Origin of the sequence: Telluria beijingensis (genome assembly GCF_030770395.1) — a bacterium.
Lineage (GTDB): Bacteria > Pseudomonadota > Gammaproteobacteria > Burkholderiales > Burkholderiaceae_D > Telluria > Telluria beijingensis.
This window is the reverse complement of record NZ_CP132480.1, coordinates 310,034-333,418: the sequence shown is the minus strand read 5'-3', so window position 1 is coordinate 333,418 and position 23,385 is coordinate 310,034. Positions and strand designations below refer to the sequence as shown.

Annotated in this window: 25 protein-coding genes; 7 read left to right on the top strand and 18 right to left on the bottom strand. The window is 66.2% G+C overall.

Annotated features, from left to right (window positions below):
* Positions 1-14 precede the first annotated feature (14 nt).
* Positions 15-1,046 (top strand): alpha/beta fold hydrolase, encoded by a 1,032-nt coding sequence (locus tag Q9246_RS01500; protein ID WP_306394891.1) that lies wholly within the window; start codon positions 15-17, stop codon positions 1,044-1,046.
* Here the strand turns inward: Q9246_RS01500 and Q9246_RS01495 are convergent, their stop codons facing one another.
* Positions 1,047-2,267 carry a cyanophycinase gene (locus tag Q9246_RS01495; RefSeq protein ID WP_306394889.1) on the bottom strand — a complete coding sequence of 407 codons (1,221 nt, stop codon included), beginning with the start codon at positions 2,265-2,267 and terminating at the stop codon, positions 1,047-1,049.
* Positions 2,268-2,334: 67 nt separating this feature from the next.
* Positions 2,335-2,772, bottom strand: coding sequence for a GNAT family N-acetyltransferase (locus Q9246_RS01490; protein WP_306394888.1), 438 nt, complete (start codon positions 2,770-2,772; stop codon positions 2,335-2,337).
* 174 nt (positions 2,773-2,946) lie between these two features.
* Here Q9246_RS01490 and argH point away from each other — a divergent pair, with 174 nt between their 5' ends.
* The 3 genes from argH to Q9246_RS01475 all read left to right on the top strand — a co-directional run bounded on the left by argH (position 2,947) and on the right by Q9246_RS01475 (position 5,351).
* The gene (gene argH, locus Q9246_RS01485; protein ID WP_306394887.1) at positions 2,947-4,344 is read left to right on the top strand and encodes an argininosuccinate lyase; all 1,398 of its coding nucleotides are present in this window, start codon (positions 2,947-2,949) and stop codon (positions 4,342-4,344) included.
* A gap of 108 nt (positions 4,345-4,452) precedes the next feature.
* On the top strand, positions 4,453-5,118 hold the full coding sequence (locus Q9246_RS01480) for an HAD-IA family hydrolase (RefSeq protein ID WP_306394886.1): 666 nt from the start codon (positions 4,453-4,455) through the stop codon (positions 5,116-5,118).
* A gap of 5 nt (positions 5,119-5,123) precedes the next feature.
* The gene (locus tag Q9246_RS01475; RefSeq protein ID WP_306394884.1) at positions 5,124-5,351 is read left to right on the top strand and encodes a hypothetical protein; all 228 of its coding nucleotides are present in this window, start codon (positions 5,124-5,126) and stop codon (positions 5,349-5,351) included.
* A 7-nt stretch (positions 5,352-5,358) separates the two neighbouring features.
* Here Q9246_RS01475 and Q9246_RS01470 read toward each other — a convergent pair whose 3' ends face one another.
* The 13 genes from Q9246_RS01470 to paaA form a co-directional block, all read right to left on the bottom strand.
* The gene (locus Q9246_RS01470; protein WP_306394883.1) at positions 5,359-5,820 is read right to left on the bottom strand and encodes a cupin domain-containing protein; all 462 of its coding nucleotides are present in this window, start codon (positions 5,818-5,820) and stop codon (positions 5,359-5,361) included.
* A gap of 27 nt (positions 5,821-5,847) precedes the next feature.
* Complete coding sequence (gene paaZ / locus Q9246_RS01465; RefSeq protein WP_306394882.1) at positions 5,848-7,899, bottom strand: phenylacetic acid degradation bifunctional protein PaaZ; 2,052 nt, start codon at positions 7,897-7,899, stop codon at positions 5,848-5,850.
* A 24-nt stretch (positions 7,900-7,923) separates the two neighbouring features.
* Entirely contained in the window at positions 7,924-8,523 is a 600-nt protein-coding gene (paaY, locus tag Q9246_RS01460; protein WP_306394881.1) for a phenylacetic acid degradation protein PaaY, read from the bottom strand.
* 4 nt (positions 8,524-8,527) lie between these two features.
* On the bottom strand, positions 8,528-9,733 hold the full coding sequence (gene pcaF, locus Q9246_RS01455) for a 3-oxoadipyl-CoA thiolase (RefSeq protein ID WP_306394880.1): 1,206 nt from the start codon (positions 9,731-9,733) through the stop codon (positions 8,528-8,530).
* Between the two features lie 18 nt (positions 9,734-9,751).
* Positions 9,752-11,062, bottom strand: coding sequence for a phenylacetate--CoA ligase PaaK (gene paaK, locus Q9246_RS01450; protein WP_306394879.1), 1,311 nt, complete (start codon positions 11,060-11,062; stop codon positions 9,752-9,754).
* A 26-nt stretch (positions 11,063-11,088) separates the two neighbouring features.
* Positions 11,089-11,526, bottom strand: a complete 438-nt coding sequence (paaI, locus tag Q9246_RS01445) for a hydroxyphenylacetyl-CoA thioesterase PaaI (protein WP_306394878.1) — start codon at positions 11,524-11,526, stop codon at positions 11,089-11,091.
* The gene (gene paaH / locus Q9246_RS01440; protein WP_306394877.1) at positions 11,516-13,045 is read right to left on the bottom strand and encodes a 3-hydroxyacyl-CoA dehydrogenase PaaH; all 1,530 of its coding nucleotides are present in this window, start codon (positions 13,043-13,045) and stop codon (positions 11,516-11,518) included. The genes paaI and paaH overlap by 11 nt, the downstream gene beginning before the upstream one ends.
* Positions 13,046-13,047: 2 nt before the next feature.
* Entirely contained in the window at positions 13,048-13,839 is a 792-nt protein-coding gene (paaG, locus tag Q9246_RS01435) for a 2-(1,2-epoxy-1,2-dihydrophenyl)acetyl-CoA isomerase PaaG (protein WP_306394876.1), read from the bottom strand.
* A 131-nt stretch (positions 13,840-13,970) separates the two neighbouring features.
* Positions 13,971-15,047 carry a 1,2-phenylacetyl-CoA epoxidase subunit PaaE gene (paaE, locus tag Q9246_RS01430; RefSeq protein WP_306394875.1) on the bottom strand — a complete coding sequence of 359 codons (1,077 nt, stop codon included), beginning with the start codon at positions 15,045-15,047 and terminating at the stop codon, positions 13,971-13,973.
* A gap of 7 nt (positions 15,048-15,054) precedes the next feature.
* Complete coding sequence (gene paaD, locus Q9246_RS01425) at positions 15,055-15,567, bottom strand: 1,2-phenylacetyl-CoA epoxidase subunit PaaD (RefSeq protein ID WP_306394874.1); 513 nt, start codon at positions 15,565-15,567, stop codon at positions 15,055-15,057.
* A complete protein-coding gene (gene paaC / locus Q9246_RS01420; RefSeq protein WP_306394873.1) occupies positions 15,567-16,319 on the bottom strand; it encodes a 1,2-phenylacetyl-CoA epoxidase subunit PaaC in 753 nt (250 codons plus the stop codon). Before paaC ends, paaD begins: the two co-directional genes overlap by 1 nt.
* Before the next feature lie 8 nt (positions 16,320-16,327).
* Positions 16,328-16,612, bottom strand: coding sequence for a 1,2-phenylacetyl-CoA epoxidase subunit PaaB (paaB, locus tag Q9246_RS01415; protein WP_020651929.1), 285 nt, complete (start codon positions 16,610-16,612; stop codon positions 16,328-16,330).
* An 18-nt stretch (positions 16,613-16,630) separates the two neighbouring features.
* Positions 16,631-17,620, bottom strand: a complete 990-nt coding sequence (paaA, locus tag Q9246_RS01410; protein WP_306394872.1) for a 1,2-phenylacetyl-CoA epoxidase subunit PaaA — start codon at positions 17,618-17,620, stop codon at positions 16,631-16,633.
* Positions 17,621-17,737: 117 nt separating this feature from the next.
* Between paaA and paaX the strand changes: the two genes are divergently transcribed.
* Positions 17,738-18,664, top strand: a complete 927-nt coding sequence (gene paaX, locus Q9246_RS01405) for a phenylacetic acid degradation operon negative regulatory protein PaaX (RefSeq protein ID WP_306394871.1) — start codon at positions 17,738-17,740, stop codon at positions 18,662-18,664.
* A 1-nt stretch (position 18,665) separates the two neighbouring features.
* On the opposite strand, the gene Q9246_RS01400 is transcribed toward paaX, so the two are convergent.
* Entirely contained in the window at positions 18,666-19,325 is a 660-nt protein-coding gene (locus Q9246_RS01400; RefSeq protein WP_306394869.1) for an NAD(P)-dependent oxidoreductase, read from the bottom strand.
* A 99-nt stretch (positions 19,326-19,424) separates the two neighbouring features.
* On the opposite strand from Q9246_RS01400, the gene Q9246_RS01395 reads away from it, so the two are divergent.
* Together Q9246_RS01395 and Q9246_RS01390 are read left to right on the top strand one after the other, a co-directional pair.
* Positions 19,425-20,354 (top strand): LysR family transcriptional regulator, encoded by a 930-nt coding sequence (locus Q9246_RS01395; RefSeq protein WP_306394867.1) that lies wholly within the window; start codon positions 19,425-19,427, stop codon positions 20,352-20,354.
* A gap of 65 nt (positions 20,355-20,419) precedes the next feature.
* Complete coding sequence (locus Q9246_RS01390; protein WP_306394865.1) at positions 20,420-21,553, top strand: M14 family metallopeptidase; 1,134 nt, start codon at positions 20,420-20,422, stop codon at positions 21,551-21,553.
* A gap of 188 nt (positions 21,554-21,741) precedes the next feature.
* Here Q9246_RS01390 and Q9246_RS01385 read toward each other — a convergent pair whose 3' ends face one another.
* A complete protein-coding gene (locus Q9246_RS01385; RefSeq protein WP_306394864.1) occupies positions 21,742-21,984 on the bottom strand; it encodes a hypothetical protein in 243 nt (80 codons plus the stop codon).
* A gap of 14 nt (positions 21,985-21,998) precedes the next feature.
* On the bottom strand, positions 21,999-23,351 hold the full coding sequence (gene pmbA, locus Q9246_RS01380; protein WP_306394863.1) for a metalloprotease PmbA: 1,353 nt from the start codon (positions 23,349-23,351) through the stop codon (positions 21,999-22,001).
* Positions 23,352-23,385: the final 34 nt, after the last annotated feature.

Genomic DNA, 23,385 nt, shown 5'->3' with positions numbered 1-23,385 from the left:
TTCATGGATTGCCGATGTCCCGCCTGCGCGCCTGTCTTCTTGTCCCCTTGTTCGCGGCCTCGGTCGCCCACGCCGCCCCCGTCTGCAAGCCCGGCCAACCGGTCGACGAAAGCGGCTTCGTGAAGATCGGCGGCATCGAGCAGTGGGTCACGGTCAGCGGCGACGACTGCGCCAATCCGGTCCTGCTGTACGTGCACGGCGGCCCGGGCAACCCCACTTCGCCCTATGGCGCCGGTCCCTACGCATCCTGGCGCAAGCACGTCACCCTGGCGCAGTGGGACCAGCGCGGCAGCGGCATGACCTGGGGCCGCAACCGTCCCGACGAAGACGTGCCCTTGAGCGTCGAACAGATCCGCGACGACGGCCTCGAGGTAACGCGCTACCTGGCGCAGCGTTTCGGCAAACGCAAGGTGATCCTGCTGGGCAGCTCGTGGGGATCGATGGTCGGCGTCCACATGGCAAAGCAAAGCCCGCAGCTGTTCTGCGCCTATGTCGGCGTATCCCAGCTGGTCGGCCATCGCGAGAACATGACCACCTGGGGCACGGTGCTCGAACGCGCCCGCGCCGCTGGCGATGCGGCGACTGTCGCCCAGTTGGAGGCCCTGGGCCCGCCGCCCTGGACCAATCCGCGCAACTTCGGCGTCGTGCGGCGCGCGGTGCGCAAGTACGAGGCGCAAACGACCGATCCGACGCCGAAGGCCTGGTACCAGGTGCTGCCACGGTATGCGACGCCGCAGGCCCAGGCCGACTACACCGCCGGCGAGGATTACTCATTCCTCAAATACGTGGGCTGGAAAGGCGACGGCATGGAGTCGACCACCGACCTGTATCGCCTCGGCACCCGCTATGCGCTGCCCGTCTACGTGGTGCAGGGCAAGGAAGACCTGCTGACCGAACCACAGGTCACCCGGCGCTGGTTCGAGGCCATCACGGCGCCGGACAAGGCGCTGGTCGAGGTGGCTCGTGCCGGTCACGATCCGAACCAGCCGCTGGTCGACGCCCAGCAGCAGGTGCTGGCCGAGCGCTTGCATTGGCGCTGCGACTAGTCAGCGATACTGGTACAAGGGCCGCTGCACCACGATCGGCCGGATGTCGAGCCGCACGTTATAGACCGAATAGGCTTCGCTGAACGCCGACTGGTAGCCCACGCTCTCGCCCACGCGACTGAGTTTGAACTCGAAGCCAAGGTCGGGCCGCTCGGCATTGGGGCTGTCGAGCGACAGGCCGATCGCGTCGACCTGGTCGCTGTCGATCAGCTTGGCCATCAGGTCGACCACCGTGCCGTTGCCGAGGATGTCGGCCGAGAACAGCGGGCCGCGCCAATAGGGCTTCTTGGCATCGACCTTGCCGTGCGCCTTCTCGGGCGCCGGCGTGAAGGTCTTGGTCTCCAGGTTGAAGCGGTCGCCGTTGTCGAGGTAACTCAGGCGCCCGTTGGCGAGATTGAAGCTGCCGTCGCGGGTGGCGGCCTCGCTCAGGTCGACCAGCAGCGCGCCGCGGTAGCCGATCACTTCGACGTCGCGCTTCGGCCCCACCACCATCGCCGTGTTCTCGTCGATTCCCAGGCCGATCTTGTAACCCTTGGCCAGCATCGCCGGCAGCATGCGCGCGAAGCGTCCGCGCACCAGCAGGTGCTGGTCGATGAAGACGTCGTCGCCGATGAAACCCAGGCCGCGCGTGATCTGGCGGCCGTCGTCGACGCCATGCTGCAGGGTCGACAGGATCGAGCGAGGATGACCGAACATGGTGCTGCTCATGATGGCGGCGCCGGCGCTCGAGCCGGCGATCACGCCCCCGCGCCGGTACATGTCCCACAGGGCGTCGAGCACCTGCGTGTTGCTGCCGTCGGGACGGCGCAGGGCGGCCGTGATGCGGCCCTGGTCGCCGCCCGAGAAATAGGCGCCGCCGGCGCTGCGCACCGCGTCGGCCAGCTTCGGATCGTCGGCCGCGGCGCGCACATCGGCGCCCTGCAGGTGCTGGGCAACCGGCACGAAGAAGGCATCGGCGCCATAACGGTTCAGGCGTTCGACGAGATAGTTGCCGGCGCGCTCGGGACTGGCCGAGGCGGAGGCGAACACGGCGATGCGGGCGCCTTTTCCGCCCGCAAGCTGGACGATGCGTTCCCACACGGCATCGTTGTCGGCGCGCAAGGCACCGCCAATGATGACGAGCGAGCCTTTCGGCGCTATAGATTCTTTATCGGCGGCATGGCTAGCGCTACCCGCGAGCAATGCCAGCACGAGCATGGCATGGACGACGAATCGGAACATAGGGCTTCCCTTGAATAGCCATCAGGGTAAGCCTGATTCCAGATTCGCGTCGCCATGTTGAGTGCGCTCAGGATAAATAGATGTTGGGAAAGTAACGCTCCATCAATGTCTCTGGATACAACGGCGAGGTAAAACCGAAGCGTTCGTACAAACCGTGCGAGTCCTTCGTCGCCAGGGTGAAGCGGCGCAGTTTCTGCAGGCTCGGGTGGCGCAGCACGACGCCGATCAGTTGCTTGCCGTAGCCATGGCCGCGGTACTCGGGCAAGACGAACACGTCCACCAGGTTGGCGAAGGTGGCGTAGTCGGTAATCACACGGGCGAATGCGATCTGGCGGCCATCGAGGTAACCGCCGAAGCACAGCGAATTCTCGATGGCGCGCTCGACGATCGGACGCGAAATGCCCACGGCCCAGGTCGACTGCTCGCTGAGGAAGCGGTAGATCATCGGGATGTCGAGCTGGGACTGGTCGGTACTGACCTGGAAGCTGGAATCGTTCGTAATCATGGGGCTTGCAATGCTGGCAAAAAAACCATTCTAGCGCTGTTTGGCCTTCGCATCGGGTTTGATTGCGCCCGGCGGCAGGCTTTTTTTCGCTGGCTTTCCCAAGGTAATCTGCCCATCGGATGGCACAGGGGCGACGCGGTTTATAATCGTCGGATCCCCAACCGGAATTCCACCATGACCGAACAATTCTCCAAAAAAGCCGAAGCCTGGTCGGCCCGCTTCTCCGAACCCGTGTCCGATCTCGTCAAGCGCTACACCGCGTCCGTGTTCTTCGACAAACGCCTGGCGCAATACGACATCCAGGGCTCGCTGGCGCATGCCGAGATGCTGGCGGCCCAGGGCATCATCAGCGAGCACGACCGTGCCGAGATCGAGCGCGGCATGACGCAAATCCGGTCCGAGATCGAGGCCGGCAGCTTCGAATGGCTGCTCGACCTGGAAGACGTGCACCTGAACATCGAAAAACGCCTGACCGAACTGGTCGGCGACGCCGGCAAGCGCCTGCACACCGGCCGCTCGCGCAACGACCAGGTCGCCACCGACATCCGCCTGTACGTGCGCGCCGCGATCGACGACATCCTGGCCCTGCTGAACGGCCTGCGCGGCGCCCTGACCGACCTGGCCGAACGCCATGCCGACACCATCATGCCCGGCTTTACCCACCTGCAGGTGGCGCAGCCGATCGCCTTTGGCCACCACATGCTGGCTTATGTGGAAATGTTCGGCCGCGATGCCGAGCGCATGCAGGATGCGCGCCGCCGCGTGAACCGCCTGCCGCTGGGCGCCGCTGCCCTGGCCGGCACCACCTTCCCGATCGACCGCCTGCGCGTGGCCAAGACGCTGGGCTTCGACGACGTCTGCCACAACTCGCTCGACGCCGTGTCAGACCGCGATTTCGCGATCGAGTTCACGGCCGCCGCCTCGATCCTGATGATGCACATCTCGCGCTTCTCGGAAGAGCTGGTCATGTGGATCAGCCCGCGCATTGGCTTCATCGACATCGCCGACCGCTTCTGCACCGGATCGTCGATCATGCCGCAAAAGAAAAACCCGGACGTGCCGGAACTGGCGCGCGGCAAGACCGGCCGCGTCTATGGTCACCTGACCGGCCTGCTGACCCTGATGAAAGGCCAGCCGCTGGCCTACAACAAGGACAACCAGGAAGACAAGGAACCGCTGTTCGACACCATCGACACGGTCACCGACACCCTGCGCATCTTCACCGACATGGCGTCGGGCATCACGGTCAAGGCCGAGAACATGCGCGCCGCGGCGCTGCAGGGCTATGCCACCGCGACCGACCTGGCCGACTACCTGGTCAAGAAAGGCCTGCCGTTCCGCGACGCCCACGAAGCCGTAGCGCATGCGGTGCGTGCCTGCGACGTGGCCGGCTGCGACCTGTCCGAAATGTCGCTCGAAACGCTGCAGGGCTTCTCGCCGCTGATCGAACAGGACGTGTTCGAGGTGCTGACCCTCGAGGGTTCGGTGGCGGCGCGCGACCATGTGGGCGGCACCGCGCCGAACCAGGTGCGTGCGGCAATCGTGCGCGTGCGTCAGCAGCTGGCCGAGTAATCTCTTCACGCTAACGCGGGTCCCAAGCTCGCCCAGGGCCCCGCACTCAACCACGTCGTCCCCGCGCAGGCGGGGACCCAAGTTCCTCCTCACGCCACTACCGCCTCAATGACCGCCCTGCCCGCACGCGACTACGCCGCCTTCCTGTTCGACATGGATGGCACCATCCTCACCTCGATCATCGCCGCCGAGCGTGTCTGGGCCAACTGGGCCCGCAGCCATGGCCTGGACGTCGACGTGTTCCTGCCGACCATCCACGGCAAGCGCTCGATCGACACGGTGCGCGGCGTCGGCCTGCCCGACATCGATCCCGAAGCCGAGGCGCACCGCATCACGCTGGCCGAGATCGAGGATGTCGAAGGCATCGAGGCGATCGCCGGCGTGGCCGCGTTTCTCGCCACCCTCCCGACGGACCGCTGGGCCATCGTGACCTCGGCCCCGCGTGCGCTGGCCGAGGCGCGCATCGCCGCGGCCGGGCTGCCGGTGCCGCCCGTGATGGTAGCGGCCGAAGACGTCCAGCGCGGCAAGCCGGCGCCGGATCCGTTCCTGCTGGGCGCCGAAAAGCTGGGCATGCGTCCGCAAGACTGCCTGGTGTTCGAGGATACGCTGGCCGGCCTGCAATCGGCCGAGGCAGCCGGGATGGACAGCATCGTCGTCACCGCGACCCACCATCATCCGCTGGAAACCCGCGTCACCGGCGTGCCGGACTATGACGACCTGCGCGCGATTCGCACACCGGAAGGCTTGCTGCGGCTGCAGCGTACGCGGTCCTGACGACGATGCGACGCTACGCCAACCGTAACGGGGATTCCGGCGTCGTCGCCTACGAACTGGGCAAGCATTCGATCACCGTCCGGTTCAAGGGCGGCGATCGCTATCTGTATACCGAGGACAGCACGGGCGCCGACCACATCGCGCGCATGCATGCGTTGGCCACCGAGGGCCGCGGACTGTCGACCTATATCAGCCAGCACGTCTGCGAGCGTTACGCACGCAAATTGGATTGATGGAACGCTAGCGCTTCGGATACGGCGTACCATCCCTGTGCACATAAGCATTCGTGGCCTGTTCATAGCGCAGGTCGACGTCGGGATAGGTCACCACGTCGGCGCTGTTGCGCGAACCTACGACCAGGAAGACACCCGGCCCCCAGCCGCGGTTGACCAGGTGATGGCCGTTGGCCCGGCCGGCCGGAAAGGCGGCATGGTCGCCGGCGCGCATGACGGTTTCGCCTTCGTCCGTGATGAGCACCAGCTCGCCTGAGACGATCGTGACGAATTCATCCTCGTGCGAGTGCCAGTGACGCTGCGACGACGCGGCGCCCGGCTGCAGCTCGACCAGGTTCACGCCGAACTGGCGCAAGCCGCCGGCATCGCCCAGCGCCTGGCGCGTGCGGCCGTCCACCGCTTCGTGGAACGGCGCCGGATAACCGGTCCCGCCCACCACCGGAATGCTGTTCAGGTCCAGTCTCGCCATCGCTCATCCTTTCGATCGGCTACATGATCATCCGCGCTTCAGCACCAGCGTCAGGATATCGTAACTCGCCACCAGCTCGTCGCGCTGGTTGGTGACCTGCACATCCCACGCCACCACACCCTGCCCCCTGCCCTGCTCGTCGGCGCGGTTGCGGTCGACCTTGCGCTTGCAGGTCAGTCGCGCGCGGATGGTATCGCCGATCGCTACCGGCGCCACGAAGCGAAGGTTGTCCAGGCCGTAGTTGGCCAGCACCGGGCCCGGCGCCGGCGAGACGAACAGCCCGGCCGCGGCCGACAGCACGAAGTAGCCGTGCGCGATGCGCTGGCCGAACTGCGTGTCCTTGGCCGCGATCTCGTCGAAGTGCATATAGAAATAGTCGCCCGAGACGCCGCCGAAGTTGACGATGTCGGCTTCGCTCACCGTGCGGCGATGGGTCAGCAGCGAGTGGCCCATTTCCAGGTCTTCGAAGTAGCGGCGGAACGGGTGGATCTCGCTTTCCTTGACGGCGCCGCCGCGCACGTATTCGCCCGTCACGGCGCCGAGCATGGTCGGCGATCCCTGCACCGCGGCGCGCTGCAGGAAGTGCTTGACGGCGCGGATGCCGCCCAACTCTTCACCGCCGCCGGCGCGGCCCGGGCCGCCGTGTTTCAGTTGCGGCAGTGGCGAGCCGTGGCCGGTGCTGTCGACGGCCGCTTCGCGGTCGAGGATCAGCACCCGGCCGTGCGAGGCTGCGGCCATCGGCACCGCATGCGCCGCGATCGCCGGGTCCCTGGTGACGAGCGTGGTCACCAGGCTGCCCTTGCCGCGCGCGGCCAGCGCCAGCGCTTCGTCGATGTCGCGGTAAGTCATCAGGGTGCTGACCGGGCCGAAGGCTTCCACGTCGTGCACGGCGTCGTTATCCATCGCGTTACGGCACAGCAGCAGGGTCGGCGAGAAGAAGGCGCCGCTGGTGACATTGTCGCCCACCGGATTGAAACCGTCGCGTGCGCTGAACAGAACTTCGTTGCCGCGCGCGAGCAGTTCGACCCGTTCGCTGACGTCGCGGTGCTGGTCCATCGAAGCCAGGGCGCCCATGCGCACGCCCTCGACCTTCGGATTGCCGACCGTGATCTTGGCCAGGCGCTGACGCAGGCGCTCGCCGACCGCCTCCACGTGCTGTTCGGGCACGATGACGCGGCGGATCGCGGTACATTTCTGGCCGGCCTTGCCGGTCATCTCGCGCGCCACTTCTTTTACGAACAGGTCGAACTCCTCATCGTCGGGCGTGACGTCCGGCGCCAGGATCGCGCAGTTGAGCGAGTCGGCTTCGGCGGTGAAAGGCACCGATTCGCGAATCAGGTTCGGGTTGACGCGCAATTTAGCGGCGGTGTCGGCCGAGCCGGTGAAGGTGACGGCATCGAATCCGCCCAGGCGATCGAGCAGGTCGCCGGTGCTGCCGATCACGAGCTGCAGCGCGCCGGCCGGGAGCAGGCCCGATTCCATCATCATCCTGACCACGGCATGGGTCAGGTAGCTGGTGGCGGTAGCCGGCTTGGCGATGCACGGCATCGCGGCCAGGAAGCTCGGCGCGAATTTCTCGAGCAGGCCCCAGATCGGGAAATTGAAGGCATTGATGTGCACCGCCACGCCGCCGCGCGGCACCAGGATGTGGGTGCCGGCGAAGCCGCCGCGCTTGCCCAGCGCCATGGCCGGGCCCTCGTGCAGCACGTTCGACGACGGCAGCTCGCGCGACCCCATGCTCGCATAGGCGAACAGGGTGCCGATGCCGCCTTCGACATCGACCCAGCTGTCCTGGCGCGTGGCGCCGGTCAGGTGCGAGATCTCGTACAGCTCTTCCTTGCGCTCCATGAGGTACAAGGCCAGCGCCTTCAGGCATTGCGCGCGCTTCTGGAAGTCCAGCCCCATCAGGCTCTTGATGCCGGTCTTGCGGGCGAAGCCCAGGGCTTCGTCGAAATCGATCTTCTCGGCATGCGTGTGATAGATCAGCGCGTTGTCGAGGGCGCTGTGCAGCGCGGTATGCGCCTGTTCGCCGTGCCACCGGCCGGCGATCAGGCTTTGCAAAGTAGGGATATTGCCCATCTCTTGTCTCCTCAGTTTGTCTTGTCAGGCTTTCGGCTTGTGCATGCCGTCGACGTCGAATGCGATCGGCTTGCGGCCCGGCTCCACCTCGGTCAGCGCCTCGACTTCGCGCATGGTCTGCAGCGAGCGCACGGCCAGTTCGTGGTACTGGCGGGTGCCGAAGCTCTTCCAGGCCACGTCTTCGTCAGTGAGTTCCCGCATGACCTTCGCCGGCGTGCCCATCACCATCGAGCGTGGTGGAATCACCATGCCCGCCTTCACGAAGCTCATCGCAGCCACGATCGATTCCTCGCCGACCACGGCCCTGTCCATCACCACCGCGTTCATGCCGACCATGGCGTTGCGCTTGATGCGGCAGCCGTGCAGCACGGCGCCATGGCCGATATGGCCATCGACTTCAACCACCGTGTCCTCGCCCGGAAAGCCGTGCATCACGCAGGTGTCCTGCAGGTTGGCGCCTTCTTGCAGCACCAGGCGGCCGAAGTCGCCGCGCAGCGAGGCCAGTGGACCGATATAGCAGCGCGGGCCGACGATCACGTCGCCGATCAATACGCTTGAGGGGTGCACGTAGGCGCTCGGATGCACCACCGGCCGCACGCCGTCGATCTCGTAGACCTTCACCATGGCCTTACACCCGCTCGACGATCAGGGCGATGCCCTGGCCGACGCCGATGCACATCGTGCACAGGGCATAGCGGCCGCCAATGCGATGCAGCTGGTTCACGGCCGTCATCACCAGGCGCGCACCGGACGCGCCGAGCGGGTGGCCGATGGCGATCGCGCCGCCGTTCGGATTGACGCGGGCATCATCGTCGGCCAGGCCGAGGTCGCGCGTGACGGCCAGGCCCTGGGCGGCGAACGCCTCGTTCAATTCGATCACGTCCATCTGGTCCAGCGTGAGGCCGGTCTGCGCCAGCAGTTTCTTCACGGCCGGCGCCGGGCCGAAGCCCATGATGCGCGGCGCCAGGCCGGCGGTGGCCATGCCCACCACGCGCGCACGTGGCGTCAAGCCGTGGCGGGCCACGGCGTCGCTAGAGGCCAGCAGGAGCGCGCAGGCGCCGTCGTTCAGGCTCGAGGCATTGCCGGCAGTGACTGAACCGTCCGGCGCGACTACACCCTTCAGCTTGGCCAGCGCCTCGATGCCAGTGTCGGGGCGTGGCTGCTCGTCGGCGTCCACCACGCGCGATTCGCCCTTCTTCAGATGCACCGTCACCGGCACGATCTCGTCCTTGAAGAAGCCCGCCTCATTGGCGCGGGCCCAGCGCTGCTGGCTACGCAATGCGAACGCATCCTGGTCGGCGCGCGCGATGCCGAATTCGCGCGCCACATTCTCGGCGGTCTCGGGCATCGAATCGATGCCGTATTTCGCCTTCATCGCCGGATTGACGAAGCGCCAGCCGAGCGTCGTGTCCTCGATCTTGGCCGCGCGCGAGAATGCGCTATCGGCCTTGCCCATCACGAACGGCGCGCGGGTCATGCTTTCGACGCCGCCGGCGATCACCAGGTGCGCCTCGCCGGCCTTGATGGCGCGTGCGGCGGTGCCGACGGCGTCCATGCCGGAACCGCACAGGCGGTTGATGGTGTTGCCCGGCACGTCTTGCGGCAGGCCGGCCAGCAGCGCGGCCATGCGGCCCACGTTGCGGTTGTCTTCGCCGGCCTGGTTGGCGCAGCCGTAGAACAGGTCGTCGACTGCCGTCCAGTCGACATCCTTGTTGCGGGCCATGAGGGCAGCGATCGGCAGCGCGCCGAGGTCGTCGGCGCGGATGCTGGACAAGGCGCCGCCGTAGCGGCCGAAGGGGGTGCGGACTGCATCAACGATGAAGGCGTCGGTCATGGAAATCTCCAGTTGTCGTTATTTGGGGCGGCGGTCGACCACGCGCCGGGCCTTGCCGGTCAGGGTGCGCTCGATGCCTTGCGGTGGCATCAGGGTCACGCGGGTGGTGACGCCGACATAGGTCTTGATGCAGTGCTGGAGTTCGCGGCACAGCGCGTCGACGCTGTCTGCCGGCAGATTGGCGTCGCGCAGCTCGCCCAGCACCTCGAGCGTGTCGAGATGACCGTCGCGCGCCACCACCAGCTGGTATTGCGGGGCCAGCGCCGGCATCTTGAGGATCAGTTCCTCGATCTGGCTCGGGAATACGTTCACGCCGCGGATGATCAGCATGTCGTCCGAACGGCCCGTGATGCGGCCCATGCGGCGCATCGAGCGCGAGGTCGGCGGCAGCAAACGGGTCAGGTCGCGCGTACGGTAGCGGATGATCGGCAGCGCCTCCTTGGAGAGCGAGGTGAACACCAGCTCGCCCTCTTCGCCGTCCGGCATCACCTCGCCGGTATCGGGGTCGATGATCTCGGGATAGAAATGGTCTTCCCAGATCACCGGGCCATCCTTGCTCTCGATGCATTCGCTGGCCACGCCCGGCCCCATCACTTCGGACAGGCCGTAGATGTCCACCGCATCGATGCCGGCGCGCGCCTCGATCTCGCCCCGCATCGCATCGGTCCACGGCTCGGCGCCGAAGATGCCGACCTTGAGCGACGACTGGGCCGGATCGAGCCCCTGGCGCGTGAACTCCTCGACGATATTGAGCATGTACGAGGGCGTGACCATGATGATCGACGGCTTGAAGTCCTGGATCAGCTGCACCTGCTTCTCGGTCTGGCCGCCCGACATCGGGATCACGGTGCAACCCAGGCGCTCGGCGCCATAGTGGGCGCCCAGGCCGCCGGTGAACAGGCCGTAGCCATACGAGATGTGCACCAGGTCGCCCTTGCGCCCGCCGGCGGCGCGGATCGAGCGCGCGACCACATTGGCCCAGGTGTCGATATCGTTTTGCGTGTAGCCGACCACGGTCGGCTTGCCGGTGGTGCCGGACGATGCGTGCACGCGCACCACCTGTTCGCGCGGCACGGCGAACAGGCCGAACGGGTAGTTGTCGCGCAGCGTCTTTTTCTCGGTGAACGGGAATTTCGCCAGGTCGGCCAGCGTTTTCAGGTCGCTCGGATGCACGCCGGCTTTGTCGAACGCGGCGCGGTAGTGCGGCACGTTGTCGTACGCATGCTGGAGCGTCCATTGCAGGCGCTGCAGCTGGAGCGCCTGCAGCTCGTCGCGGCTGGCGCGTTCGATCGGTTCCAGCTCGCCGTCAGCGGGAATGCGTTGGACCATCTCGACCTCCTTGTTAACTCTTCGATTCAATCGTCGACCGGCACCAGGGTGCCGGCGACGCGGTGCGACTTGCCGCGGAAAAGCGCGATCCTGCGCCCATCCTGGTCGCTCACGACGACGTCATAGACGCCAGTCTTGCCCTGCAAGGCCTGCTCGACCGCCTCGGCCACCAGTACGTCGCCTGGCCGGCCCGGCGCCAGGTAGTCGATCGTGCAGCCGGCGCCGACGGTATTGAAGTTGTGCGAATTGCAGGCGAAGGCGAAGGCGCTGTCGGCCAGCATGAAGATGTAGCCGCCGTGGCAGGTGGCGTGGCCATTGAGCATGTCGTCGCGCACCCGCATCGACATGCGCGCATAGCCGGGGCGGATTTCAATGAGCGTCATGCCGAGGTTGCGGCTGGCCGGATCGCGTTCGTACATGGTGCGGCCGGCCATTTCAGCCAGCCGCATTGGATCAGGATGCATGGAAGCTCGCCCCCTGCGGGTCAAACGCCAGCTTGCGGCGCAGCAGCGGCGACACGCGGTAGCGGTCTTCGCCATAGGTGGCGGCCAGGTTCGACAGCACGGTCACGACCTGGCGCAGGCCGACGCTGTCCGCCCAGGCCAGCGGGCCGCGCGGATAATTGACGCCCTTCTGCATCGCGATGTCGACCGCGCGCGCGCTGCACACGCCCTGGTTGACGGCATCGGCGGCCTCGTTGGCCAGCATCGCCACGGTGCGCATCACTGCCATGCCGGGCACGTCGTCCAGGCGCGTCACGGCGAAGCCGGCGGCCTGGAACAGCCCGACCGCGGCCCGCCAGGCGCTGTCGCTGCACTGGTCGGCGCGCGCCAGCGCGATGCGGGGGCTGCCTGCGGCGTCGAGCAGCAGGTCGAACAGGATCGTGTCGCGGTGGCCGTCCATCTCGGCGCGCTCGGTGGCGCTGCGGCCATCGGTGAGATAGATCGCTGCGCCCTCGCAATACAGGCCGGGCGCGGCTTCGATGGCGACCGGCTCCAGGCCGGCGCCGCGCAGGCGTTCGGCGAGCGCGTCGACCACGCCCGGTGCGCCGGCATAACGCACGGACGATGGCCCGGCGCAGGCGGCTTCGGCCTGCGGCGCCGGCCTGGCGACGTCGTCGCCATACCGGTAGAAGCCGCGCCCCGTCTTGCGGCCCAGGAAGCCGGCGCTGACCAGTTCCTGCTGCAGGATCGAAGGCGTGAAGCGCGGATCGTTGTAGTAGGCGGCGAACACGGAATTGGTGACCGAGAAGTTGACGTCGTGGCCGATCAGGTCCATCAGTTCGAATGGCCCCATGCGAAAGCCGCCGCAGTCGCGCAGCACGGCATCCAGCGTCGCCACGTCGGCGGCCTGCTCGAGCAGCAGGCGCAGGGCTTCGGCGTAGTACGGCCGGGCCACACGGTTGACGATGAAGCCCGGCGTCGATGTCGCATGCACCGGGCTCTTGCCCCAGCTTTCGGCGGTGGCGTAGACGACGTTCGCGACCTCGCGCCCGGTCGCCAGGCCCTTGACCACTTCGACCAGCGCCATCAGCGGCACCGGGTTAAAGAAGTGCATGCCGACCAGGCGTTCCGGGTGCCTGAGTTGCGCGCCGATGGCCGTGACCGAGATCGACGAGGTATTGGTGGCCAGGATGCAGCGTTCGCCGACGATGCCCTCCAATTCGGCGAACAGGGCGCGCTTGGCGTCCAGGTTCTCGACGATGGCCTCGATCACGAGGACAGCGCCTGCAGCTTCGTGCAGCGAACCGATCGCCTTCAGGCGTTCACGCGCCAGGTCGGATTCGGCCGCGCCCATGCGGCCCTTCTCGACCAGTTTTGCATAGGTCTTGCCGATGCCGTCGATGGCCTTGGCGGCGGCGTCCGCGCGGGTATCGAACAGCAGTACCTGGTGGCCGGCTGTGGCCGCGACTTGCGCGATGCCGGCGCCCATGGCGCCGCTGCCGATGACGGCGATCGTGCTGCCGGGGAGGATGGCGTGCATGCTCACTCTCCCTTGAAATGCGGGACGCGCTTGGCCAGGAAGGCGGCCACGCCTTCGCGGTAGTCGTGGCTGTAGCCGAGTTCGCGCATCATGTTCGCCTCGAGCTGCAACTGGTCTTCCAGCGAGTTGGCGTAGCTGGCCTGGAAGGCTTTCTTGGTGAAGGCAAGACCCTTGGTCGGTGCGGCGGCGAAGTGCTCGGCCATCGCCATGGCTTCGTCCATCAGGGCTTCGTCGGGCACGCAGCGCCAGATCAGGCCCCATTCCTCGGCCTTCTCGGCGCTGAGCTTTTCGCCCAGCAGGCCTAAGCCCATCGCGCGCGCATGGCCGACCAGACGCGGCAAATGCCAGGTGCCGCCGGTGTCCGGGATCAGGCCCAGCTTGCTGAAGGCTTCGATGAAGCTGGCCGATTTGGCGGCCAGTACGATGTCGCAGGCCAGGGCCAGGTTGGCGCCGGCGCCGGCGGCCACGCCATTGACGGCGCAGATGACCGGCATGGGCAGGTTTTTTAATGTCAGCACCAGCGGTGCGTAGAACTTCTCGACCGATTCGCCCAGGTCGACGCTGGGGGCGCCCGGGTCGACGGCGCGGTCGGACAGGTCCTGGCCGGCGCAGAAGCCGCGGCCGGCGCCGGTGAGTACCAGCACGCGCACCGATTTGTCGGCCTGCACGCGCGCCAGCGCATCGCGTACCTCGAGGTGCATGGCCTGGGTAAAGCTGTTCAGGCGGTCGGGTCGGCTCAGCGTCAGCAGCGCGATGCCGTTCTCGATCTTGAACTGGATGCTTTCGTAGCTCATTGTTGTCTCCATTCTTTTCGCTATCTCTTGCACGTCATCCCCGCGAAGGCGGGGACCCAAGTTCGTCGCTATGCCGCGAAAATCAACTTAGGTTCCCGCCTGCGCGGGAACGACGGCTCGTAGGCTGGTGGTCACTCGTGGATATCGAAATCGACCACCACCTTGTCGGTCACCGGGAAGCTCTGGCAGCTCAGCACGAAACCGCGCGCGACTTCGTAATCTTCGAGCGCGTAGTTCACGTCCATCTCGACTTCGCCATCGAGTACCTTGCAGCGGCAGGTCGAGCACACGCCGCCCTTGCATGAATAGCGCATGTCGAGCCCGGCGCGCAGGCCGGCGTCCAGCAGCGATTCCTTGTCCTTGTCCATTGTGAAGCTGGTGGCGTTGCCGTCCATGATCACGGTCACATCGGTCTGGTGCCGGGCTTCCGATTCCATGGCGCGCGGCTTGCGCTCGCGGGTCGGGGCGCTGGCGGCGAACAGCTCGATGCGGATGCGCTCCTTCGCCAGGCCGGCTTCCTGCAGCGAGCGCGAGACACCGTGCATCATGTCCTCGGGACCGCAGATGAAGGCGATATCGATGTCCTTGATGTCGATCCAGTGGCGCAGGAACTGGCTGCACTTGTCTTCGGTGATGCGGCCGTTGAACAGTTCGATGTCCTGCTGCTCGCGGCTCATCACGTACACCAGGCGCAGGCGGCCCATGTACTGGTCCTTCAGGTCGGTCAGTTCGTCGCGGAAGATCACGCTCGACGAAGCACGGTTGCCGTAGACGATGGTGAAGCGGCTGTGCGGCTCGGCCTGCAGGGTCGTCTTGACGATCGACAGGATCGGCGTGATGCCGCTGCCGGCGGCGAAGGCCAGGTAGTGGCGGCTGCTCGCCGCGTCGAGCGGCACGTTGAAGTTGCCGCTGGGGGGCATCACGTCCAGGGTGGCGCCCGGTTGCAGGCTGTCGTTGGCCCAGCCAGAGAACAGGCCGCCGCTACAGCGCTTGATCGCCACCCGCAGCTGCTCGTCCTGCACCGCCGAGCAGATCGAATACGAGCGGCGCACCTCTTCGCCATCGATCATGGCGCGCAGGGTCAGGTACTGCCCCTGGCGGTAGGCGAAGGTGTCCTTCAGCTCGGGCGGGACGTCGAAGGTGACGGCGATGGCGTCGCGCGTCTCGTGCTTCACCTTCGACACGGTCAATGGATGGAATTTGCTCATGCTGGCCTCAGTGGCACTTGAAGTAATCGAAGGGCTCGCGGCAGTCGAGGCACTTGTACAGCGCCTTGCACGGGGTCGAGCCGAATTCGCTGGTCAGTTGGGTGTGGGGCGAGCCGCAGTGCGGGCAGTTCACGTCGGGCGCGGCGCGGCGGCGGATGCCGGCGTGCAGGCCGCTGATGTCGATCGCCTGCTGCACCGGCGGCGCGATGCCGTAGCCTTTCAACGCCGCCTTGCCGGCATCACTCATCCAGTCAGTGGTCCAGGCGGGCGCCAGGCGGCTCTCGATGCGGACGTCCTCGATGCCATGCGCGCGCAGGGCGTCGCCGACCGAGTCCGCGATCACCTGCATCGCCGGGCAGCCGGAATAGGTGGGCGTGATCGTGACCACGCACTGCTCACCCTCGAAGCGCACGCCGCGCACGATGCCGAGGTCGACCACCGAGATGACCGGGATCTCCGGGTCGGCAACGTCGCCGAGCCAGCTCCAGACCTGTTCGATGGATACGTCCAGGGCAGTCATTACCAGGCCGCTCCCGGATAGGCGCGCTGCAGGAACTGCATCTCGGCCAGGATGAAGCCGAGGCGTTCGCTGTGGCGGCCCTGCTTGCCGCCGCGCTGCATCCAGGCCTCTAGCGACGGCATGGCAAGCGTGGCTTCGGCGAAGATCTCGGCCATGTGGTCGAGGGACTGCTTGCGCAGTAGATCAAACGCCGGCGCCACGCCCTGCTCCACCATCGCGTTGTCGATCTCGTCGTAGATGAACATCTCGCCGCTGTACATCCACAGTTCGTCGAGCGCCGCCTGCATCATGGCGCGGCTCTGGTCGGTGCCGTCGCCCAGGCGCACCACCAGGTCGCCGCTGCGGCGCAGGTGATAGGTAACTTCCTTGATCGACTTGGCGGCGATCTCGCGGATGCGTTCATCGCTCGAGCGGGTCAGGCCGTCCATCAGGAAGTAATGCCAGGTATCGAACAGGAACTGGCGCATCAGGGTGTCGGCATAGCTGCCGTTCGGTTGCTCGACCAGCAGGCAGTTGCGGTAGTCGTGGGCGTCGCGCAGGAAGGCCAGGCGGTCTTCGTCGCGGCCCTTTCCTTCGAGCTCGCCGGCATAGGTCAGCCACATGCGGGTCTGGCCCAGCAGGTCGAGGGCGACGTTGGACAGGGCCATGTCTTCTTCGAGCGCGGGCCCCTTGCCGACCAGTTGGCACAGTTGCTGCGACAGGATCAGGGCGTTGTCGCCCTGGCGCAGCAGGTACTGGAATTTGGCGTCCATCTGCACACTCACAGGTTCTTGACTTCTTCCGGCATCGGGAAGAAGGTCGGGTGGCGGTAGACCTTGCTGTTGGCCGGCTCGAACAGCGCTTCCTTGTCGGATGGGCTGCTGGCGACGATGTCGGCGGCGCGCACGACCCAGATCGACACGCCTTCATTGCGGCGGGTGTAGACGTCGCGGGCGTTGTTGATCGCCATCTCGGCGTCGGGGGCGTGCAGGCTGCCGACGTGCTTGTGCGCGAGGCCGTGCTGGCTGCGGATGAAGACTTCCCACAGGGGCCATTCTTTGCTCATTTTGTTGTCTCCGTTTTTTCAGGCGGCCGCTTTTTTGGCGGCTTGCTTGTCGGCGTGCGCGACCAGGGCGTCGCGGAACCATTCGCCGTCTTCCCAGGCGGTGACGCGTGTGCGCAGGCGCTCGCGGTTGCAGGGGCCGTTGCCCTTCAGGACGTTGTGGAACTCGGACCAGTCGATCTCGCCGAAATCGTAGGAGCCGCGTTCGGCGTTCCACTTGAGATCGGGATCGGGCACCGTCAGGCCCAGGTATTCGGCCTGCGGCACGGTCTGGTCGACCATGCGTTGGCGCAGTTCGTCGTTCGAGAACAGCTTGATGCGCCAGGCCGTCGATTGCGCGCTATTGACCGATTCGGCGTCGGACGGGCCGAACATCATCAGGGACGGCCACCACCAGCGGTTGAGCGCATCCTGGGCCATCGCCTTCTGCTCCGGCGTGCCCTTGGCCAGCGCCATCATGATGTCGTAGCCCTGGCGCGCATGGAAGGATTCTTCCTTGCAGACGCGGACCATGGCGCGCGCATACGGACCGTACGAACAGCGGCACAGCGGAATCTGGTTGATGATGGCCGAGCCATCGACCAGCCAACCGATCGCGCCCATGTCGGCCCAGCTCAGGGTCGGATAGTTGAAGATGCTCGAATACTTGGCTTTGCCGGCATGCAGCGCTTGCAGCAGCTCGTCGCGCGACACGCCCAGCGTCTCGGCGGCGCTGTACAGGTACAGGCCGTGGCCGGCCTCGTCCTGGATCTTGGCCAGCAGGACCGACTTGCGCTGCAGGGTCGGCGCGCGCGTCACCCAGTTGCCCTCCGGGAGCTGGCCGACGATCTCGGAATGCGCATGCTGCGAGATCTGGCGGATCAGCGTCTTGCGGTACGCTTCCGGCATCCAGTCCTTCGGTTCGATCTTGATCCCGGCGTCGATGCGCGCCTGGAATGCCTGCTCGTCGGCGCCCATGTCCTGTTCTGTGCGGACTTTCTTGAGGCCGGTCTCCACCATCTGTGCGTACATAAGCTCCCCCGTGGTTCTCTACAATTGCACATCCTTCCAAATCATAATACGATACAAAAAACTTGATGTACACAATAATTTTGAATCATATCGAACCACGGGAAATTGATTGCCATCATGAAAAGCCTGTCCAGCACTGAGTGGATCGCCCACAGCCTGGCCACCGATCCACCGCGCCACAAGTCGCTGGTGGTGACCGTGTGCGGCGATACCATCGCGCCGCATGGCGGCGGATTCTGGCTGGGAAGCATGATCGAGCTGTTGGCGCCGCTCGGCGTGGGCGACCGGCTGGTGCGCACCAGCGTGTTCCGCCTGGTGCAGGAGGGCTGGCTGACGGCCAGCCGCGAAGGCCGGCGTAGCCGCTATGCGATCGAGCCGAAGGCCCTGCCCCGCTTCGAGCGCGCCAACCGCCGCATCTATTCGGCCCCGGGGCTCGATTGGGACGGCCGCTGGACCTTTGTGCTGGCCCCCAACGGCAGCATCGACAGCGACTTGCGCACCCTGCTGCGCAAGGAACTCGAGTGGGAAGGTTTCGCGATGCTGTCCACCGGCGTGATGGCGCATCCGGCCCCCGAACGCGACACGCTGCGCGAGATACTGGCGCGCGCGGATGCGGCCGACAAGGTGTTCGTGTGCCAGGTCGATGCGCTGCCGGGGATCGTGTCGCGCCCGCTGCCCGAGCTGGTGGGCGAATGCTGGAACCTCGACGCCGTGGTGAACGACTACCGCGGCTTCATCGACCGCTTCGCGCCGCTGCCCGGCATGCTGGAAAAGGACGACGTCAGCCCGGAACACGCGTTCGCGATCCGCACCCTGCTGATCCACGCCTATCGCCGGGTGCAGCTGCACGACCCGATGCTGCCGCTGGCCCTGCTGCCGCAGCCGTGGCCGGGGGCAGATGCGCACGCGCTGGCGCGCGACATCTACCGCCTGTGCCACGCGCGCGCCGAGGAACACGTGCTGGCCATGCTGCGCAAGGAAGACGCGGCGACGCCAGGGGCCGACGCCGCCTATCGCGGCCGCTTCGGCGGCCTGGAAACATGACCTACGCCTGGCGCGCGACCGTGAAGCGCGACCGCAGGTGGCGCGGCTGTTCGAGTTCGTCGGCGATCGCCAGCGCCAGGTCGGCCACGGCGATGCCGGCCGGCTGGTCGCCATCCATCAGCAAATCGTCGCCGCCGACGCGATAGCTGCCTGTGGCTTCGCCCTGCCCCAGCATCGCGGGCGGGCTGAGGAAAGTCCAGTCGAGCGTGGCGTTGGCGCGCAGCGTGGCCAAGGCGTCGCGCGCCGCCTGGGCGCCCGGCACGATATGCGGCGGCACGTGGTCGAGAAAGGCCGGCGTGTCGACCAGTTGCACGCCCGGCGCCACGAACAGGCTGCCGGCGCCGCCGACCACCAGCAGGCGCCGCACGCCGGATGCTTCGACGCCGCGCACGATGGCGTCGCTGCCGCGCATGAAGTTGTCGTACAGGGCGGGATCGGTCCAGCCCGGATTGAAGGCCGAGACGACGGCATCCGCGCCGCGCACGGCGGCGGCGACGGCCTCGGGCTCGTAGGCATCGGCCACCTTGACGGTCAAGCCGGCTTGCGGCGCCAGGCGCGAAGCGTCGCGCACCAGCGCGGTGACCTGGTGCCCGCGTTGCAGGAGGGTCGAGAGGACGGCAGCGCCGACGAATCCGGTGGCGCCGATCAGGGCGATGTGCATGCATGACTCCAGTGATGTGATCGAGGCCCTACGATACCGGCTTCACGATACCGGGATAAGATGGGTGAAATCACTATCACCTTGAAGCCAGGCTAATAGATGAACGACCTGAAACCCTATGCGGTGTTCGCCGAGACGGTATCGAGTGGCTCCATGAGCGCGGCCGCGCGCCGCCTCGGCATGAGCCCTTCCGCCGTCAGCCAGACCATCCGCGCGCTGGAACAACAAGCCGGCGTCACCCTGCTGCACCGCTCGACCCGCAAGCTGACGCTGACCGAAGCCGGCGCGCGCTGCTATCCGCACTGCCTGCGCCTGCTGGAAGCCGCCAACGCGGCTGGCGATTCGCTGCTGCATGCGCGCGATGCGCCGAGCGGCGAGCTGCGGGTGGCGGCGCCGGTCGGCTTCGGCGCCCACATCGCGCCGGCCCTGGCGCCGGTGCTGGCCGCCTGGCCGCAGCTGCGCCTGCGCTTGCTGGTCGACGACGCCATGATCGACCTGGTCGAGGCCCGCGTCGACATCGCCGTGCGCGCCGGCCAGTTGCCCGATTCGCGCTGGATCGCGCGCCGCCTGTGCCAGTTCGAGGTCATCCTGTGCGCGGCGCCCGCCTACCTCGAACGCCACGGCATGCCGGAGTCGCCGCAGGCACTGATGGACCATCACTGGCTCGGTTCGATGCGCGAAGCGAATGAACCGAAGGGCGACGATAGAGCACCGTCGATGGAACTCGACTTGCGGCAGGGAGCGCTGCACGACAACGTGCGGGTCGACCTGCGCATCGTGAGCAACAACCAGCTTTCGCTGCAGCAGATGTGCGAGCAAGGCATGGGGCTGGCGCGCCTGGGCCATGCCGACGTCCATCCTGCGCTCGAACGCGGCCTTCTCGTGCGCGTGCTGCCGCACTGGCAGCTGGCGGCGCTGCCGGTGGCGGCCATGACGCCGCGGCGCGACGGTGATCCAGCCAAGGTCAAGGTAGCGCTGGACGCCTTGCAGCGCCATTTCGCCGCCCTGCCTGGCACCCGGCCCGCCTAGCGGCAGCGCGGCGAAAGCGAGTATCATCATCGCTTCAACGTACCTTCCCAACACAGGACAACACCATGTCTATCAAGATCAGCAGCCAATTCGACGCTGGCGCCATCGAGGTCGTGAACGCCACCAGCGCCAACGCCATCGACCTGAACATCCGCAAGGACTCGCACGCCGACATCATCCAGTGGTTCTACTTCCGCCTGCAGGGCGCGCAAGGCGAAGCCTGCTCCATCCGCCTGCTCAACGCCGGCAAGGCCGCCTATCCGGCCGGCTGGGAAGGCTACCAGGCGATGGCGAGCTATGATCGCGTGAACTGGTTCCGCGTGCCGACCAGTTTCGACGGCCAGGTGCTCACCATCGAGCACACCCCGGGCATGGACAGCGTCTACTACGCCTATTTCGAGCCGTATTCGTGGGAACGCCACCTGGAACTGCTGGACCGCGCCCAGATGTCCGAGAACGTGCGCATGCTCGACCTGGGTTCGACCGTCGACGGCCGCGACCTGAACATGCTGGTGATCGGCGAACCGGCCGAGGGTAAAAAGAAGGTGTGGGTGATCGCACGCCAGCACCCGGGCGAGACGATGGCCGAATGGTTTGTCGAAGGCATGCTCGACGCCCTGCTCGACCCGGCCCACCCGTTCGGGCGCCAGTTACTGAAAGAGTCGGTGTTCTACGTGGTGCCGAACATGAACCCGGACGGCTCGGTGCGCGGCAACCTGCGCACCAATGCGGCCGGCGCGAACCTGAACCGCGAGTGGCTCAAGCCGAGCATGGAGCGCAGCCCAGAAGTGTTCCTGGTGCTGCAGAAGATGCACGAGACGGGCGTCGACCTGTGCCTGGACGTGCACGGCGACGAAGGCCTGCCCTACGTGTTCGTGGCCGGCAGCGAATCGCTGCCGAACTTCACCAAGGAGCAGGGAGAAGCGCAAGACCGCTTCATCGCCGACTTCAAGATCGCCAGCCCGGACTTCCAGGACGTGCATGGCTACGGCGCGACGCCCTACACCGAAGAGACCCTGACCATGGGTTCGCCACACATCACCCACGCCTTCGGCTGCCTGTCGTTGACCCTGGAACTGCCGTTCAAGGACAATGCCAACGACCCGGATCCGCAAGTCGGCTGGGACGGCGCACGTAGCGCGCGCCTGGGTGCGGCGGTGCTGCAGCCGGTGTTGAACGCGATCCGCGCGGTCAGGTAAGTCATCGGATCGGGGGCATCCAGCCCTCGGCGCAGTTCCATCGTTCGCGTAAAAACGTCATTCCCGCGAAGGCGGGAATCCAGGTTTGCCTGAGCAGCCACCGTGAATAACTCAAGTGGTGTGCATGGGCCTTGGATTCCCGCCTGCGCGGGAATGACGTTAACCGGCTAACGGAGGTGAAGTTGCTCTTACAGCTCCACGCCCAGATGGGCCTTGACCCACGCATTCGCTTCAATGCTGCTGTCGAAATGCAGCGTCGCGATCGCGGTCTTGTCAGGTGCGAGAAAAGTCGCGTACACCTTGCGGCTGTCCGCGCCGGCCGAGCTGAGCAGGTCGGATTGCGGCGCCAGTTCGACGGTGGCCACCAGGTCGAGATTGAGCAGCACCGTCTTGGGGCTGCTTTCCTTGTCGATGCGAACGAATCGGCCCATGGCGTTCTGCTCCTTTAGTTGCCGGCAATGACCATCTTCTCGATCAGGATCGAGCCGGTGGTCTTGTTGCCGCGCACGAGGGTGTCGTTACCAACGGCAACGATCTGCTGGAACATCTCGCGCATATTGCCGGCGATGGTGATTTCTTCGACCGGGTACTGGATGACGCCGTTCTCGACCCAGTAGCCGGACGCCCCGCGCGAATAATCGCCGGTCACGTAATTGACGCCCTGCCCCATCAGCTCGGTCACCAGCAGGCCGGTGCCGAGCTTGCGCAGCATGCCTTCGAAATCGTCGCTGCGGCGGGTGTCTTTCGAGACGATCTCGAGATTGTGCGAGCCGCCGGCATTGCCGGTGGTCTGCATGCCCAGCTTGCGCGCCGAGTAAGAGGACAGGAAGTACCCCTGCAGCACGCCATCCTTGATCACCTTGCGGCGCACGGTCTTGACGCCTTCTTCATCGAACGGCGCCGAGCCGACCGCGCCGATCAGGTGCGGGTCTTCGACGATCTGGATATGCGAGGGGAATACCTGCTTGCCCAGGGTGTCGAGCAGGAAGGTCGACTTGCGGTACAGCGCGCCGCCCGACACGGCTTGCACGAAGGCGCCCAGCAGGCCGGCGGCCAGCGGCGCCTCGAACAGTACCGGGCAGGTGCGGGTGTTGAGCTTGCGCGCGTTCAGGCGCGCCAGCGCGCGCTCGGCGGCGTAGCGGCCGACTTTCTCTGGCTTGGCCAGTTCTTTCGGGTTGCGCGACGAAGTGTACCAGTCGTCGCGCTGCATCTTGTTGCCCTTGCCGGCGATCGGCGCCACCGAGATCGTGTGGCGCGAGAACGGATAGCCGCCGATGAAGCCGCGCGTGTTGGCGCCGACGAAATGCGACTGCTGCACGTAGACGCTGGCGCCTTCGCTATTGGTGATGCGCTTGTCGACCTCGAAAGCGGCATTCTCGCAGCGCTTGGCCAGCTCGACCGCTTCTTCGGTGTCGATCTGCCAGGGGTAGAACAGGCGCAGATCGCGGGGATTGGTCTCGAGCAAATCGGCATCGGGCAGGCCGGCGCAATCGTCCTCGGCAGTGAAGCGGGCAATATTGGCCGCCGCCTCGACGGTGGCCTTGAGCGAGGCGGTCGAGAAATCGGAGGTGCTGGCATTGCCGCGCCGCTGGCCCACGTAGACGGTGACGCCAAGGCCCTTGTCCTTGTTTTGCTCGATTGTCTCGATGTTGCCTTTACGTACAGAAACCGACAGACCGCTCCCTTCGCTGATCTCGACCGAGGCGTCGGTCGCGCCCTGCTCGCGGGCGAAGGCCAGCACGTCGCGCGCCAGCTGTTTGAGCTGATCCTGGGTGTGGGTAAAAGCGGTGTCTTTCATGGGTGTTTTTCGTGGCAGGCCCTAAAACAGTTAT

Excerpts from the sequence above, each read along its gene's own strand:
- Q9246_RS01500 (WP_306394891.1), top strand. The coding sequence starts at position 15 with ATGTCCCGCCTGCGCGCCTGTCTTCTTGTCCCCTTGTTCGCGGCCTCG.
- Q9246_RS01495 (WP_306394889.1), bottom strand. The coding sequence starts at position 2,267 with ATGTTCCGATTCGTCGTCCATGCCATGCTCGTGCTGGCATTGCTCGCG.
- Q9246_RS01490 (WP_306394888.1), bottom strand. The coding sequence starts at position 2,772 with ATGATTACGAACGATTCCAGCTTCCAGGTCAGTACCGACCAGTCCCAG.
- argH (WP_306394887.1), top strand. The coding sequence starts at position 2,947 with ATGACCGAACAATTCTCCAAAAAAGCCGAAGCCTGGTCGGCCCGCTTC.
- Q9246_RS01480 (WP_306394886.1), top strand. The coding sequence starts at position 4,453 with ATGACCGCCCTGCCCGCACGCGACTACGCCGCCTTCCTGTTCGACATG.
- Q9246_RS01475 (WP_306394884.1), top strand. The coding sequence starts at position 5,124 with ATGCGACGCTACGCCAACCGTAACGGGGATTCCGGCGTCGTCGCCTAC.
- Q9246_RS01470 (WP_306394883.1), bottom strand. The coding sequence starts at position 5,820 with ATGGCGAGACTGGACCTGAACAGCATTCCGGTGGTGGGCGGGACCGGT.
- paaZ (WP_306394882.1), bottom strand. The coding sequence starts at position 7,899 with ATGGGCAATATCCCTACTTTGCAAAGCCTGATCGCCGGCCGGTGGCAC.
- paaY (WP_306394881.1), bottom strand. The coding sequence starts at position 8,523 with ATGGTGAAGGTCTACGAGATCGACGGCGTGCGGCCGGTGGTGCATCCG.
- pcaF (WP_306394880.1), bottom strand. The coding sequence starts at position 9,733 with ATGACCGACGCCTTCATCGTTGATGCAGTCCGCACCCCCTTCGGCCGC.
- paaK (WP_306394879.1), bottom strand. The coding sequence starts at position 11,062 with ATGGTCCAACGCATTCCCGCTGACGGCGAGCTGGAACCGATCGAACGC.
- paaI (WP_306394878.1), bottom strand. The coding sequence starts at position 11,526 with ATGCATCCTGATCCAATGCGGCTGGCTGAAATGGCCGGCCGCACCATG.
- paaH (WP_306394877.1), bottom strand. The coding sequence starts at position 13,045 with ATGCACGCCATCCTCCCCGGCAGCACGATCGCCGTCATCGGCAGCGGC.
- paaG (WP_306394876.1), bottom strand. The coding sequence starts at position 13,839 with ATGAGCTACGAAAGCATCCAGTTCAAGATCGAGAACGGCATCGCGCTG.
- paaE (WP_306394875.1), bottom strand. The coding sequence starts at position 15,047 with ATGAGCAAATTCCATCCATTGACCGTGTCGAAGGTGAAGCACGAGACG.
- paaD (WP_306394874.1), bottom strand. The coding sequence starts at position 15,567 with ATGACTGCCCTGGACGTATCCATCGAACAGGTCTGGAGCTGGCTCGGC.
- paaC (WP_306394873.1), bottom strand. The coding sequence starts at position 16,319 with ATGGACGCCAAATTCCAGTACCTGCTGCGCCAGGGCGACAACGCCCTG.
- paaB (WP_020651929.1), bottom strand. The coding sequence starts at position 16,612 with ATGAGCAAAGAATGGCCCCTGTGGGAAGTCTTCATCCGCAGCCAGCAC.
- paaA (WP_306394872.1), bottom strand. The coding sequence starts at position 17,620 with ATGTACGCACAGATGGTGGAGACCGGCCTCAAGAAAGTCCGCACAGAA.
- paaX (WP_306394871.1), top strand. The coding sequence starts at position 17,738 with ATGAAAAGCCTGTCCAGCACTGAGTGGATCGCCCACAGCCTGGCCACC.
- Q9246_RS01400 (WP_306394869.1), bottom strand. The coding sequence starts at position 19,325 with ATGCACATCGCCCTGATCGGCGCCACCGGATTCGTCGGCGCTGCCGTC.
- Q9246_RS01395 (WP_306394867.1), top strand. The coding sequence starts at position 19,425 with ATGAACGACCTGAAACCCTATGCGGTGTTCGCCGAGACGGTATCGAGT.
- Q9246_RS01390 (WP_306394865.1), top strand. The coding sequence starts at position 20,420 with ATGTCTATCAAGATCAGCAGCCAATTCGACGCTGGCGCCATCGAGGTC.
- Q9246_RS01385 (WP_306394864.1), bottom strand. The coding sequence starts at position 21,984 with ATGGGCCGATTCGTTCGCATCGACAAGGAAAGCAGCCCCAAGACGGTG.
- pmbA (WP_306394863.1), bottom strand. The coding sequence starts at position 23,351 with ATGAAAGACACCGCTTTTACCCACACCCAGGATCAGCTCAAACAGCTG.